This window comes from Enterococcus diestrammenae (assembly GCF_049384045.1).
Lineage (GTDB): Bacteria > Bacillota > Bacilli > Lactobacillales > Enterococcaceae > Enterococcus_C > Enterococcus_C diestrammenae.
Genome location: NZ_JBMRGR010000005.1, coordinates 36,523 through 51,465, shown reverse-complemented (window position 1 = coordinate 51,465; position 14,943 = coordinate 36,523). Strand labels below are relative to the sequence as shown.

The 14,943-nt window shown below is 41.1% G+C and carries 13 protein-coding genes; 6 read left to right on the top strand and 7 right to left on the bottom strand.

Annotated elements, in window-relative coordinates; genetic code table 11:
- Positions 1-64: 64 nt before the first annotated feature.
- The 3 genes from ACO03U_RS05110 to ACO03U_RS05100 all read right to left on the bottom strand — a co-directional run bounded on the left by ACO03U_RS05110 (position 65) and on the right by ACO03U_RS05100 (position 3,888).
- A complete protein-coding gene (locus ACO03U_RS05110) occupies positions 65-1,327 on the bottom strand; it encodes a glycosyltransferase family 4 protein (protein ID WP_204686613.1) in 1,263 nt (420 codons plus the stop codon).
- A 562-nt stretch (positions 1,328-1,889) separates the two neighbouring features.
- A complete protein-coding gene (ptsP, locus tag ACO03U_RS05105; protein WP_161868925.1) occupies positions 1,890-3,620 on the bottom strand; it encodes a phosphoenolpyruvate--protein phosphotransferase in 1,731 nt (576 codons plus the stop codon).
- A 1-nt stretch (position 3,621) separates the two neighbouring features.
- Positions 3,622-3,888 carry a phosphocarrier protein HPr gene (locus ACO03U_RS05100; RefSeq protein WP_161868926.1) on the bottom strand — a complete coding sequence of 89 codons (267 nt, stop codon included), beginning with the start codon at positions 3,886-3,888 and terminating at the stop codon, positions 3,622-3,624.
- 448 nt (positions 3,889-4,336) lie between these two features.
- Here ACO03U_RS05100 and ACO03U_RS05095 point away from each other — a divergent pair, with 448 nt between their 5' ends.
- The gene (locus ACO03U_RS05095) at positions 4,337-6,598 is read left to right on the top strand and encodes an ATP-dependent Clp protease ATP-binding subunit (RefSeq protein ID WP_204686693.1); all 2,262 of its coding nucleotides are present in this window, start codon (positions 4,337-4,339) and stop codon (positions 6,596-6,598) included.
- Between the two features lie 415 nt (positions 6,599-7,013).
- The gene (locus ACO03U_RS05090) at positions 7,014-7,331 is read left to right on the top strand and encodes a DUF1827 family protein (RefSeq protein ID WP_161868927.1); all 318 of its coding nucleotides are present in this window, start codon (positions 7,014-7,016) and stop codon (positions 7,329-7,331) included.
- 72 nt (positions 7,332-7,403) lie between these two features.
- On the opposite strand, the gene ACO03U_RS05085 is transcribed toward ACO03U_RS05090, so the two are convergent.
- Positions 7,404-8,834: a helix-turn-helix domain-containing protein gene (locus ACO03U_RS05085; RefSeq protein ID WP_204686611.1), complete on the bottom strand. Its 1,431-nt coding sequence runs from the start codon at positions 8,832-8,834 to the stop codon at positions 7,404-7,406.
- A gap of 244 nt (positions 8,835-9,078) precedes the next feature.
- Positions 9,079-9,633 (bottom strand): ClbS/DfsB family four-helix bundle protein, encoded by a 555-nt coding sequence (locus ACO03U_RS05080; RefSeq protein WP_204686608.1) that lies wholly within the window; start codon positions 9,631-9,633, stop codon positions 9,079-9,081.
- Between the two features lie 171 nt (positions 9,634-9,804).
- On the opposite strand from ACO03U_RS05080, the gene ACO03U_RS05075 reads away from it, so the two are divergent.
- From ACO03U_RS05075 to lpdD, 4 genes are all read left to right on the top strand, one after another.
- Positions 9,805-10,686 carry a LysR family transcriptional regulator gene (locus ACO03U_RS05075; protein WP_204686606.1) on the top strand — a complete coding sequence of 294 codons (882 nt, stop codon included), beginning with the start codon at positions 9,805-9,807 and terminating at the stop codon, positions 10,684-10,686.
- A 97-nt stretch (positions 10,687-10,783) separates the two neighbouring features.
- Positions 10,784-12,259, top strand: a complete 1,476-nt coding sequence (locus ACO03U_RS05070; protein WP_204686692.1) for a UbiD family decarboxylase — start codon at positions 10,784-10,786, stop codon at positions 12,257-12,259.
- Positions 12,260-12,287: 28 nt separating this feature from the next.
- Entirely contained in the window at positions 12,288-12,860 is a 573-nt protein-coding gene (locus ACO03U_RS05065) for a UbiX family flavin prenyltransferase (protein WP_204686604.1), read from the top strand.
- A gap of 3 nt (positions 12,861-12,863) precedes the next feature.
- Positions 12,864-13,283 carry a prenylated flavin chaperone LpdD gene (gene lpdD / locus ACO03U_RS05060; RefSeq protein WP_161868932.1) on the top strand — a complete coding sequence of 140 codons (420 nt, stop codon included), beginning with the start codon at positions 12,864-12,866 and terminating at the stop codon, positions 13,281-13,283.
- Positions 13,284-13,468: 185 nt separating this feature from the next.
- Here the strand turns inward: lpdD and ACO03U_RS05055 are convergent, their stop codons facing one another.
- Together ACO03U_RS05055 and ACO03U_RS05050 are read right to left on the bottom strand one after the other, a co-directional pair.
- The gene (locus ACO03U_RS05055) at positions 13,469-14,107 is read right to left on the bottom strand and encodes a DUF421 domain-containing protein (RefSeq protein ID WP_204686603.1); all 639 of its coding nucleotides are present in this window, start codon (positions 14,105-14,107) and stop codon (positions 13,469-13,471) included.
- 11 nt (positions 14,108-14,118) lie between these two features.
- Complete coding sequence (locus ACO03U_RS05050; RefSeq protein WP_161868934.1) at positions 14,119-14,562, bottom strand: DUF3290 domain-containing protein; 444 nt, start codon at positions 14,560-14,562, stop codon at positions 14,119-14,121.
- Positions 14,563-14,943 lie beyond the last annotated feature (381 nt).

Genomic DNA, 14,943 nt, shown 5'->3' with positions numbered 1-14,943 from the left:
AAAAAACTAGAAAAAAAATCACACTTTTAGTATACGAGAAAAGTGTGATTTATGCTTGTATTTGCTATTTTTTTTGGCTAGCTTCAGGAATTTTTTTGACCACTTTTTTCAGCGTTGGCTTGAGCTTGACGGCAATCTTTTTACGCTTTTGATCGTTTTCTTTAACCAAGGCTTTTTCATGGTAATAAGCCGTCATATCCAAATAAAAGGCCAGCATCGCTTCTCCAAAATGATCTGCGGAAATCGAATGCATCTTACTCTCCAAAATTTCGCGATTACTTTTAACCCCAGAAGCTACATAGGCTTCAAAACACTCTGCAAAATCCCCATCGGTGGCAAATGTTTTTCCTAAGGTTTCATCATCGATTAAGTTATTCAAATAATCGTTGCCTTCCACCACCAATTGCGTACCTGCCGCCATCGCTTCCGTATAGGTAAGGCCTTGTGTTTCTGACGTTGAAGCACTGACGAAGTAATCCGCCGCTTGGTAATAAATCGCCACTTCATCATTGGGGACTTCCCCCACAAAAACAACTCGATCAGTTAATTGGAGCGTAGTCACTAGTTCTTCCAAATCGTCCCGGTAAGGCCCTTTCCCCACAATCACCAGCTTGGTCTGGGGCATCTTCAAAGCAATCTCTTGAAAACCGGTAATGATTGCTTGAATATTTTTTTCAAATGACAGACGGCTCAGAGAAAGTAACATCAACTCATCCGAAGCAATTCCTAATGATTGCCGCAACTCGGTTTTCATCGTAGCCGTAATGTCAGGACGCTTAAATTTATCAATCTCGATGCCAGTGGGAATCACCCGCATCGGTGCATCCACACCATACTGCCGCAATTTATCAATCACCCGTTCACTAGGGCAAACCACCCCAGTCGTATGATTGGCAAAAAGGCGAGAAAAATACTTCACGTGAGCAGGGCGCAACACTTTGCCATTGGCTATATAGTGAAGGTAATCTTCATACATCGTGTGATACGTATGAATCACCGGTATGCCTAATTTTTTCCCTACTAACTTACCTAGTAGTCCCGTCCCAAATTCCGTATGGGTATGAATCAAATCCAATTCCAACTCTTTGGCAATTAGATAAGTATACCACATGCCACGTACGACAATTCGACGATCTTTAAAGGAAATCAAAGGGACGCTCGGCATCCGAATAATATCTTTTTCGGGATCCAGTGCATTAGGATCCGTAGTTGTAAATATATATACTTGATGGCCTCGTTTTTCCAACTGTTCTTTCAATGTCCGAATCGACGTCGATACTCCGCTGACCTGCGGAAAGTAGGTATCCGAGAAAAACCCGATTTTCACAGTCTGTTCCTCCAACTCATTCCCATTGCAATGCTTCATCCTAGCACTACTTATTGATTAAATTATAGCATACTACCCCTCTCGGTCATCATGCCCAAGACCGAGATTTCTATCATTATCTTAGCGGGACTACTGGGGAAACACAACTAAATCAGCAAATATGACAAAACTGTTCGCCAAAAATGGCTTTTATAACTACTAGGAAAACGAATATATAAGATTGCAAAGCTATCATGAAAAAGATGACATTTAGCGTAGTAAAATTGGGTTGAAATTAGCTCTAAAGATACTAAATGAATACCTTGTAGTTGTGGGGGCTCACATCACTTACTCTAAGTTTGAACGCACAAGAGTAGAGACAAATTTGATTTTCGTTTGCCATTTGCCGGTCTAGCTACCGGCAACGCAAATCCGAGGTCGCTAAATTTCACCTTTTTCGTAATATCAATATGACAGCATGATCGATCATTTAAATCTTGGTATTTTTACCTTTTAGCAATTGTAGTTTTATCAGATTTTAGGCAAGAAAAAAAGGTGGAGAAACTCCACCTTTTTTAGTTACTTATTTGTTTGTATATTGCTGAACCAATTCAACTACTTCTTCCATGGTATCGCAGTCTTGCAAAGCACGATCTGCCAATTCTTTCATTTCAGTAGTGGTCAATTGTTTCATCAAGCTACGGGTTTTCAGAACTGAAGTAGCACTCATGGAGAACTCGTCAAGGCCCATACCCATCAGCAATGGCACGGCTGTTTGATCACCGGCCATTTCGCCACACATCCCAGCCCATTTGCCTTCAGCATGTGCTGAGTCAATCACGTGTTTGATTAAACGCAAAATGGAAGGATTGTAAGGTTGATACAAGTAAGATACTTGTTCATTCATCCGGTCAGCTGCCATGGTATATTGGATCAAGTCGTTCGTTCCGATACTGAAGAAGTCAACTTCTTTAGCAAATTTATCAGCTAAAACAGCGGCTGCCGGAATTTCGATCATAATCCCAACTTGGATTGAATCGGCTACGGCAACACCTTCGTCAATCAATTTTTGACGTTCTTCATCGTAGAGTTTTTTCGCTGCTCTGAATTCCTTCAAAGTCGCAACCATTGGGAACATAATCCGTAAGTTACCAAATGCTGAGGCGCGCAACAAGGCCCGTAACTGGGTCCGGAACATATCGTCACCTAAAGCAGATAAGCTAATCCGCAAAGCTCGGTAACCTAAGAATGGATTCATTTCATGTGGTAAGGTCAAATAAGGCAGTTCCTTGTCCCCACCGATATCCATTGTCCGAACCACCACTGGTTTGTCGCCCATGCCTTCTAAAACGGCTTTGTAAGCTTCAAACTGGTCGTCTTCCGTTGGGAAATCAGGTGAGTCCATGTACAAGAACTCAGTCCGGTACAAACCGATAGCTTCAGCGCCATTGTTATGCACGCCTTCCAAATCTTTTGGTGTGCCAATATTGGCAGCCAATTCGAAGTGAACGCCGTCAGCAGTCACGGTCGCTGCTTCTTTCAGTTTTTCCCATTCCGCTTTTTGTGCTGCATATGCTTCAGCAGCTTTGTTAAATTCGGCGGCTTGCTCGTCGGTTGGGTCGATGATTACATCGCCTTCAATACCGTTGACTGCTAAAATATCGCCTGCTTTAACCTTGCTGGTAATTTCTTTGGTCCCAACAATGGCTGGGATTTCCAAAGAACGAGCCATAATTGCTGAGTGAGAAGTACGTCCGCCGATATCAGTGACAAAGGCTTTTACATACGTACGATCCAACTGAGCCGTATCACTTGGTGTCAAATCGTGAGCTACTACTACCACTTCTTCATTAATCATGGAAGGATTTGGTAAAGTAACACCCAATAAGTGCGCCAAGACACGTTTGGCAACATCGCGAATATCAGCAGCCCGCTCTTGCATATAGGCATTGTCATCCATCGCTTCGAACATGCCAATGTACATGTCGGTAACTTCTTTCAATGCTGATTCCGCATTGACTTGGTTATCGTTGATGTTTTGCTTGATTTGACCAATCATTTCTGGATCACTCAAGACCATCAAGTGGGCATCGAATACTTGTGCTTCTTCTTCGCCAAGGCTTTTTGCTGCTTTATCACGAATCAGAGTCAGTTCCTCGCTGGATTTTGCCAATGCATCATCCAAACGACTTGCTTCAGCAGCGGTATCTGTTACTGAAGCTTTTGTGAAAGACAGATCTGGTTGTACTAGCAGGTAAGCTTTTGCAACAGCAATACCGTCACTTGCGGCGATCCCTTTTAGCATTTCAACCATATTAGTCTGACAACCCTTCTTTTTTCATTGTTTCTACGATTGCTTCCATCGCTTCTTTTTCGTCAGCGCCTTCAGCAGAAATCGTAACGTCTGAACCTTGGCCAACACCAAGAGACATAACGCCCATGATAGATTTCAAGTTTACAGATTTACCTTTGTACTCCAAGTTGATGTCTGAACTGAATTTGCTAGCAGTTTGAACCAACAAGGTAGCTGGACGTGCGTGAATCCCAGTTTCTGCTACTACGTGAAAGTCTTTCTTTTCCATATCGATCGGTCTCCTTTATGAAACATAAGTATTTTTTGTTAGGGTAACTCATGCCTGGGCACAGTTTCTCCCTTTCAATTCTTAAGATTACCATTTTTCCCCTAATTCTACAACCGTTTTCTCTCTAAAGCCAGACAGATTCCCTTTCTCACGCTTTTCCTGTCAATTTTTCAGAAAGTTCTTGATCTACTATCGCTGGATTCGGTTTCTTCGCCAGAAAAGCTCGTCCTTTCATCCTCAAAACAAGATACTTGCGTCCTAGCCCACCTTGAGTATAATAAAACTATGGTCAGTAATGGTCAAAACGTTATTGACCAAGTAAAAAGCGTTCTTTTTTACGGAAAAGAGAAAGCACGTTACAATAGACTTATTGAAAATAAGCGCTTTTGGTTGATCAAGTTGCCACTGTATCATCCACGCGCTCACTGAAAAGAAAGGTTGTGAAATGATGCTTTGTCAAAATTGCGGTAAAAATGAAGCAACAATTCATTTGTATGCCAATGTCAATGGTCAGCGAAAACAACTGGACTATTGTCAAAGCTGTTACCAACAATTAAAAAATCAACAAGGAGGCCAAGCGTCGATGATGGCACAAGATCCTTTTGGCTTCGGCTCATTGGATGATCTCTTTCGTCAAATGTCCCGCCAGATGCAACAAGGACAATCCCCTTATTCTCAAACGCCACCAACCCAATCAGGTAATAATTTTAACGGTGGTCAACCCCCTCGTCGTCCCGGCGGTGATACCCCTCAAGGATTGCTTGGGGAATACGGAATCAATATCACCCAACAAGCACGAGAAGGAGATATCGATCCAGTGGTGGGTCGCGACCAAGAAATTCAACGAGTAATCGAAATTCTCAATCGTCGTACTAAGAATAATCCCGTTTTAATCGGTGAACCTGGGGTCGGAAAAACCGCCGTGGTAGAAGGCCTGGCACAAAAAATCGTCAATGGTGATGTGCCACAAAAACTATTAGAAAAAGAAGTTATTCGGTTGGATGTCGCATCTCTCGTCCAAGGTACTGGGATCCGTGGCCAATTTGAAGAACGGATGCAAAAACTGGTTGATGAAATTAAGCAAGCAGAAAACGTTATTTTGTTCATCGATGAAGTCCACGAATTAGTCGGTGCTGGTGCCGCCGGCGATGGCAACATGGACGCTGGGAACATCTTAAAACCCGCCCTTGCCCGTGGTGAACTCCAAATGGTTGGTGCCACGACATTAAATGAATACCGAATTATCGAAAAAGACGCTGCTTTGGAACGGCGGATGCAACCGGTACGCGTGGAAGAGCCAACTGTCGCTGAAACCATCAGTATCTTGAAAGGCTTGCAACCCCGCTACGAAGATTACCATCATGTAAAATATACCGATGATGCCATCGAAGCTGCAGCTACCCTTTCTAATCGCTACATTCAAGATCGTTTCTTACCAGATAAAGCCATTGACTTACTGGATGAAGCGGGTTCTAAGAAAAATTTAACCATCCAGTTCGTGGATCCAAAAACTATCGATAAAAAATTAGCAGACGCTGAAAGTCAAAAACAAAAAGCTTCCCAAGAAGAAGATTTTGAAAAAGCAGCCTATTATCGAGACCAAATCAATAAACTGACAGAGATGAAAAACAAACAAGTTTCAGACGAAAAAACTCCCGTCATCTCTGAAAAAGACATGGAACAAATCGTCGAGCAAAAAACTGGTATTCCTGTCGGCGATTTAAAAGAAAAAGAACAAACTCAATTGAAAAACTTAGCCGAAGATTTGAAAAAACATGTTATCGGTCAAGATGAAGCAATCGATAAAGTTTCCAAAGCGATTCGTCGTAACCGTGTCGGTTTAGGAAAACAAAATCGGCCAATCGGTTCCTTCCTATTCGTTGGTCCAACTGGGGTTGGGAAAACAGAATTGGCCAAACAATTAGCTTTTGAGCTATTCGGCCAAGAAGATGCCATGATTCGTTTTGACATGTCAGAGTACATGGAAAAACATAGCGTCTCTAAATTAATCGGGTCTCCTCCAGGCTATGTAGGCTATGAAGAAGCCGGCCAATTAACAGAAAAAGTGCGCCGCAATCCGTACAGCCTAATTCTTTTGGACGAAGTGGAAAAAGCCCATCCGGACGTCTTACACATGTTCTTACAAATTCTGGACGATGGTCGCTTAACTGATGCTCAAGGTCGCACGGTCAGCTTTAAAGATACCTTGATTATCATGACGTCAAACGCTGGAACAGGTCGCGTAGAAGCTAACGTCGGATTCGGTGCCGCTCGCGAAGGCATTACCCGTTCTGTTCTGGGTCAGTTAAACAACTACTTCACGCCAGAATTTTTGAATCGGTTCGATGGCATTATCGAATTTAGCGCCCTCTCCAAAGAAAACCTGATGGAAATTGTCGAATTAATGTTAGACAACGTCAACAAGATGTTAAAACCACAGCATTTACACATCGACGTTACCAAAGAAGTCGAGGAAAAATTGGTCGATTTGGGGTACGATCCAACGATGGGTGCTCGACCTTTGCGCCGGACCATTCAAGATCAAATTGAAGATGGCATTGCCGAATACTTCTTGGATCATCCAGCGACACATCACCTTAGCGCCCGCTTGGAAGATGACAAGATTGTCGTCAAGGCAGCGGAAGAAATCCCTGCTAGTGACGATCAAAAAGCTGATCCAACTGCTGAAGATGAAACACCAGCAGAGTAAATCAATCCCCTCGCTTTAACAATGGCTGAAGGCACTCCTTTTGCTCTGAAAAATTCAGATCATCAGCCTCCTTTGGTCTATAAAAAGCAGCGTCACGTTTGACGCTGCTTTTCTATTTGTAGCGGTTTTTTTCGATAAATTATACACGGGACAAATGCTGCTCTCTTTACAACAAAGAAACCATTTAATCTTTTTGTGAATTTCATCACTTTTTTTCGTTTTACTCTTGCTAAAACATCTTTAAATCCCTACAATTAAATAAGAAAGTGTTTTCAAAATTAAAAAAGTTATTCTTTCAAAGGTACAATATTTTGAGAACAACAGGAATTTGTTAGAACGAGGTGATATTGCTTTTAAAATTCGCCTTAAAATTTTATAATGAAATTACGAACGAAACTTTTGGGGTGAAAAGCTTATGAAATTAATTAATGTGACAAATAGCCATTCACGATTGGTCCGTAACCAATTGGAAAACACGGATGCTGAGATGGTAAAAGTCTACACTGCTGGCAATACGACTGTCGTCTTCACAGTGGCACCAGCCCACGATGAAATATTAATGATCAATAAAAAACGAGCACTGCGTCCAGCTGAAGTGGAAGAAATCAAAAAATACTTCTTACGTAAAATGCCCGAACAACCAAATCAAGAAGATATCAACGTGATTCATGAAAATGGGTTGGTGGAAATCTCGATTAAAAAGTACCCAAAACCTGATATTACAGCAGTCTAATAAAATTTAATGTTAATTAAAAAGGGTCCGATTTTCTTCTTAAGGAAAATCGGAGCCTTTTTTAACATTTTCTTATTTTGCTTTTTTACGGTAAAGCTGAAATAAAAAGTTCTCCATCGTATCGAAGGAACCCTCCCCTTCAACTACCCAGTACTCTTTGGTATTCGGTGGCAATAAATCCTTGCTGCAGGTGATAACCGCATCATAGTTTTCTTCGCTGGAGGAATTCATCAAGGAGAAGGCAACGAAAGGTAAACGTTCGATTCGATTGATCATAGTATAGAGCAAGAAATGATTTGGAAAACCAATAATTCCCACTTTGACTTTTTCGGTTGGCCCAGCTTGATGAAACGCATTGATACAGACGATTGTCAGCAAACTGATTAAATCCTCATCGGCAGAAATCATCCCCTCTAATACCTCAGCAACTTTCACTGACAATGAAGTGAACTCAGGATGTTGAGCCTTCAACTTTTCCATCACAAAATCGAGATTTTTAGGCATTTGGCTACCCAATGTTTGCCAACGCAGGAAAATCGTTTGGAAATTCAACAACATCAATTCCAACTGATTTTTCCCATCCATCTGTAAAGCAGGTTTGATCCCTTCTAAAAAAGTTACAGCATAATTTTTGCTCTCTGTCAGGGTTTTATATTGGCGCTTGATAATAGACAGGCGTGGATCGTCCGTTGCAAAAATTTGTGGCCAATAAAAGATCATAAAATTAACAAAATTGGCTTCACGTTCTTGATAGGTTTCAGGCACGTTATCCAAGGCCAACGCTTCTTTGTATTTACGACCGATACTAGGAAATAGCAAGCGATTAATCTGCGGTTCGTCTACATAAAAGCCACGTCGGGTGCGGAGTAAGCCAATCCCTTGCAACATGCTGAACTCACGTTTTTCAACATATTTTAAGTACATTAAATCATCGTTAGATAAAAAGCTATCCAAAGAAAGATTCAGTTCTTGATTAAAATAATTATAGAGTCGCTTACCAAAATCAACGCTCCACAAAAAATTAAAATACATCACACGAATGGCAGCTTCTCGGCCAGTGACTTCCATTTGGAGGCAGTTTAGACGGACTTCTTTGGTTTTCAGATACTCGACTAAGGGTTTTAAACGGCGCATCAAGGAAGATTGGCTCAAACCAGAAAACTCACCGAAATCCTTCAGATCATGTTCAGGATGTAAAAGCGATTCCACCAGGACTTGATAAGGCACCCCATTGGCAAACAAATATTGTTGGTATTGTTGATAACTTGGCATCTGCCCGCTAACTACCACCTTGTCTTTTTTGCTTAACAACTGACAATTGGCAACTAGCTCCTGTAATTCTTTGTTCATCCCTTGAAGTAAGTTGGCAGTTTTTATATGGGAATAACCGGTGTATTTTTCAAAATAATGAATTGGGTATTCCCCCAAATCGATTTCTAGCATATGCTTGTATATTTTTAGCTTGGAACGTGCCGGATCATCTAAAAGGATCTCTTCTAACATGATACGCTTCCTTTCTCATTTTCTTTTATCATAATACCATATTCTTGAGAAATATTATCACCATAAGCGCTAAACAGTTAATTTTCTCTTGTTTTTGAATTGTCGAAAAAATCTTTCGTGATTAGCTGCCGATTTTTTAAAACGAAGGGGTTGCTGGTGGATGATCTCAAAGTAAGGTACGCAAAAAGACTAACAAGAAACAGTTGAAGAATAGCTTAAACTGTTTCTTGTTAGTCTTAAGTAATCATTTTTTACTAATGAATTGCTGTTTCAAATAGGCTTGCCATTTTTTGATCGCCCAATCATAGTGACTGCTAGTAGCCGAAATGCAGTAGCTTCCTAAAGTTGAGCTCCCCGTCCAAGGAAAAAATTGTTTCGTGAACAATTCCTCATCGGAAAAACGCTCTATCATCGTAAAAGTGGCTTCGTGACTTCTAGCGAGTAAGTCTTTCGCTTCTGCCAAAGAAGTTTTTTGATGCTTTGCTACAAATCCTTCATTCATTTTCCCATAGCTCCGCCAATTATAAGGCGCCGGTAAAAAGCTAGTCGCGACCCCTTGGTTATTCTGACGGGCAAAATATAAGAGCAATTGTTGCCACTCGTAAAGATGGATCAACACATCTCGTAAATTTTGATCTCGTCGCCAATGAGCTTCCTTTTTCTTTTGTAAAAATTCCTCAGAAAATGCAAAAGGCGCCAGTTGATCCCCATCACTGGTGTCATCGATGAGCTGAAATAGCTTCTCGTACTGCCTTTGAGTCCCATCCAAGAGTTCTTGCTTATTTTTTGCTCTTGCCATAATTGCCCTCCCTCACGTTTCTTTCATTTTATCATGAGTAAAGGGCCGGTTACATCTAAATAAACCTTAAGTATTAAGATCAACGAACCAACTCTATCAGACTAATTTTTTTCCAGCAACTCAATTTTGATGATACAATATTCTAGAATGGAATAGATACGAGGGAAAATCATGGATATTCATAAACTTGAGATTTTTATTGATTTAACGAAGACACTGAGCTATACCGAGACGGCAGCTCGTCAATTCACCACTCAAAGCAATATCTCCAAACAAATTCAAGCACTAGAAAAGGAACTAAACATTACTTTGTTTGATCGGAGCCACCGTCAAATCACCTTGACAAAAACAGGAGAAATCCTCCTTTCTCACGCAATCAATCTGATAGCCGAATATCAGCTGTTGCAACAGGACCTTCAAGAACAATTGACGAAAGAAGAACTTTCTCTAAGTATTTTGACAATCCCCACCATGGCCAACTATCAAGGTTTTTCATTAATTACTCAATTTTTAAAAGAACACCCTGAGATAAACTTACAATTAAAAGAAGGTGAAGGAAACCAGTTATTGCCTTTTTTGGAAGAACAGCCCAACCACTTAATCTTTGTGCGGACTTTTGAAACTCCCCCCCTTTGCTATGACGTCTGGTTAACTGAAGAAGATCGTTTTGTAGCAGTCATCGCTAAAACGCATCCCTTTGCTCACCGAGATCACTTGCAATTGATAGAACTAAAAAACGAGCAGTTCGTACTACTTGAAAAGGAGACACTTTTGTATCAGCCCACCATTGATCTTTGTAGGGAGGCCGGTTTTGAGCCGCAAATTTTGTTTAAAAGCTCTCGGGTTGATTTGTTGTTAAACATGGTGTCAAACGAAATAGGTGTGACGATATTAATGGAAAAAACCATTGAAAAAAACTGGTCTGAATCCGTAAAGATCATCCCAATCGCCCCTACAAAGGTTAGCTACCTCTCCTTTTTACGTAAAAAGAACCTCCAACCAAAAGCCAGTCAACTTTTTTGGAACTACTTAAAAGAAAAAGGAAAATCCTGACTGCTATTCCAAACTGGAATATAAATCCTTCAATCATGAATTGTACTTCCTTCACTAGCTCCCTATACTAACGATAGAAAGACTAAGGAGGAAAACAATCATGTCACAACCGTATGATTTACGCAAAGTATTAGAAGAGCTTAAAGAAATTCCTGGGCAATATCAGGAAACCGATGTGGAAATTAATCCAGAAGCAGAACTCTCTGGTGTCTACCGTTATATCGGCGCTGGTGGTACCGTCATACGCCCAACTCAAGAAGGACCAGCCATGACCTTCAACAACATCAAAGGCTTTCCTGGGACGCGCGTAAATATCGGGACTATGGCGAGTCGTAAACGCGTAGGCCAAATTCTCCATCATGACTACCAGACCCTAGGAAAACTGCTCCAAACTTCAGTAGATAATCCTATTAAACCAGTAACTGTCTCCAAAGATAAAGCACCTGTCCAAGAAGTTGTGCATCTAGCTAGCGAACCGGATTTTGATATTCGCAAAATCATCCCTGCCCCTACCAATACCCCAGAAGATGCCGGTCCTTATATTACAATGGGTGTCGTACTAGGCTCAGATCCTGATAAAACTATGAGTGATGTCACCATTCACCGGATGGTTTTGGAAGATGCCGATACTATCGGAATGTACATTATGCCTGGTGGACGTCATATTGGTTATTTTCACAAACAATTTGAGGCATTGAACAAGCCGATGCCAATTACGATCAATATTGGCTTGGATCCAGCCATTGCTATTGGGACTACTTTTGAGCCACCTACCACGCCATTAGGCTATAATGAGCTATGGATTGCCGGGGCTTTGCGAAACGAACCGGTACAACTGGTACAAGGTGTGGCGATTGATGAACTAGCAATTGCTCGTGCAGAATTTGTTATTGAAGCCGAGATTATGCCCAAGCAAACCATGCAAGAAGACATCAATACTCATACTGGCAAAGCCATGCCAGAATTTCCCGGCTATACTGGCGATGCCAATCCTGCAGTTAACGTGGTAAAAGTCAAAGCAATCACCCACCGCCAAGATCGCCCGATTATGCAAACGACTATCGGGCCCAGCGAAGAACACGTCTCTATGGCAGGGATTCCCACTGAAGCGAGCATTCTCAGTTTAGTGGATAAAGCCATCCCCGGCAAAGTGGTGAATGTCTACAATCCTCCAGCTGGCGGTGGTAAACTGATGAGTATCCTACAGATTCATAAAGAAACCGAAGCCGACGAAGGGATTCAACGACAGGCTGCGATTCTCGCTCTTTCGGCTTTTAAAGAATTAAAAACTGTCATTTTAGTCGACGATGACGTGGATATTTTTGATATGAATGATGTTATGTGGACCTTGAACACACGTTTCCAAGGCGACAAAGATATTATGGTCTTGCCAGGGATGCGTAATCACCCCTTGGACCCCTCTGAACTGCCTCAATACAATCCGGGCGTCATTCGCTTCCGGGGGATGAGTGCCAAAACGATTTTGGATGGCACAGTGCCTTTTGATATGAAAGACCACTTTGTTCGGGCCCAATTCAAAGAAGTTCCCGATTGGCAAAAATACCTTAACTAAACCCTGCGACAAAGGAAGGAAGACACAAATGTCTCGTAAAAAGAAAATTGTCATTGGTATCACTGGTGCATCCGGCACGATTTATGCCATTGATTTGATCAAAAAACTCAGCACCATTCCTGATGTTGAAACCCACGGCGTCATCAGTAATTGGGCCAAAGAGAACCTGAAGCTTGAAGCTGACATGGGTCTAGCAGAGTTGGAAAAGCTGTTAGATTACAGCTACCCTATCAATGATTTAGGAGCGAAAATCGCCAGTGGTTCTTTTTTGGTGGATGGAATGGTCATCGTCCCTGCCAGCATGAAAACTGTTGCTGCTATCGCAATGGGCTATAGCGATAATTTGATTGCCCGCGCCGCCGATGTTACCTTAAAAGAACAACGTAAATTAATCTTAGTTCCGCGAGAATCCCCTCTCAATACGATTCATCTCGAAAATTTGACGAAACTTTCTCGAATGGGGGTCCAGGTGATTCCACCGATTCCAGCTTTTTATAACCATCCCCAAACCATCCAAGATTTGGTGGCTCATCAAACTATGAAAATTCTCGACGCTTTCGGCATTGAAAATGATACTGGTGGCCGTTGGGGAGGGGCATAAGTTATGAAGCAAAAAACGTTTCAAGCAAGCCGTGCTGGCTACACAATCACTGCTGAAGTGACTGTGATTGGCAAGGACCTGTCCATCGCGTTAGTTGGTGGGGATACGCCGCATATCGGTACTGTTACTTGGGTGAGTAACAATGGAGCTAGCGACACCATTAGATTTCCCAGTCATCATGGGCGTTTTCACAAAGATGATGTCTTGAGTGAGATCTTGATAAAACAGCTTCAGCCCCTTCTCCCTGGTAGCTGTGTCATCACGGCCGGGATCCACGTCAATGGTATTACCAAAGAACAGATAGACGCCTCTTTTATCATGGCGGAAGAAATCGGCAAAGAGCTAGCCAACTGGATAATAAACTATGACTTTGGCGACAATGAACCGCTTTATGAACATTATCATCAAGCATCTGATAAATAAGCACCTCAACTACCTAACCTCAGCCTTTCGGGTACCATCAACGTCTTCAGAGCAAGCGCTGATAAGCTCTCGGTTGCTAGAAGCCTCAAAAGTTACCTATTTTAAACAAAAATACCAATAGCTTAAGTCACGCTAAGACTCAAGCTATTGGTGCCTAGTTACTATAATATTGGACTGTTTGCCTTCTATCGATTATTATAACCGAATAAGTTCAATCTCCCAGATAAATATTCTCCCAAATAGACCTCGCTAATTTTCATAAATCCACATTCTACTACTTTTTGCTCCAGCCACAATTCATCTTTGTTGATTAATTCTAAAACGTCGTAATTGATTTGACCATCTACAATAATCGGATAGCGAATATTCTCATCCCCATTTTCGATAATAGTCAATTGACCGTTTTGCTCTAAAATAGCTCGCTTAACATTTTCAATTTCATAAATACCGTTTGCCCGTAATTTAAACATAAGCTCATTAGCAGAGATTCCGTGGGTCAGACATTCCTTCACATCTACCTCTCCGTCTTTAATCAACGTAATCGGTCGTCCATCAATAATCGACTTCACATAACGATTATGTTCTTTAGCAAACTTAAGTATCAAAACCAGAAGCGTCCAAATGATCAAGACCAATACAAATTGCATCACCGTAATCGCATTATTATAAATAACCCCACCAATAATGCCACCTAACACATAATTTTGCACTTGATCCATAGCAGATGACGGCGCTAAATTTCCCTTACCTAGGATATTGATTTGAAAAATAAAACAAATAATTCCCAAAGCAAATTTTACGATAATCGGACTGTAAAATTGCATACAACTTCCTCCTACTCTGTTAACATGATTTTTTCACTGAGCACATGTGCCCGATTCAAAGTATATGAACCTTGATCCAAGGCTAGGTTAACTCGATAGTACTGGTCTTTTATCTTAAGAAGGACACCATCATTCAATTGGGTGCCATTGACAAAAATCTCTTTTTGATCAACTCCCCGTTCTTTGGCAACACTTTTAATAAAAGCTACCATCTGTGAGGATTGAGATTGTTTTGCTTGATTGGACTGATAATCCGAGTACTGTACCCCCAAAGCAAAAATCAAGACTAATAAAAAAATAATACTCAAGTCGCGATATTTTGTTTGAATACGATGTTTTAAGTAGCGCACAAAGACAATCACCAAAATAAAAAGTGAACCAAAGATTAGCACATACTTGATATAATCGTTAAAATTTGCCTGCGATTCTAAGTAGTCAATGCCATAAAAATTCATATTTTTTCCTCCCGAAAATACACTTAACAATCACTCTGTTACTATTCACCATTTCCTCTATCTTACCATTTCAAAATCATCCAAGACCAGTTATCCCACCCGCAACTATCCCATTTCACCTAAATTCTCTATAATACAACAGGTATTTTGTAGTGCTCTTGTGCAAATCCTCTAGACTATAATTAAAAAGGAAATGTCGATGACAGAAAGTGTACTAAAGCCTTTAATGGAACCGGTTGAACCTTTTTGGCGCTTAGTTTATAAATTCTTTCTCTCTTAAAATAGAACTGCCTTCAAACTGCGAAATGCTCACAGTTTAAAGGCAGTTTTTTAATGATAGTTATTGCAGTTTTTCCTAAAAAGATTAATGAACTGTGTTCC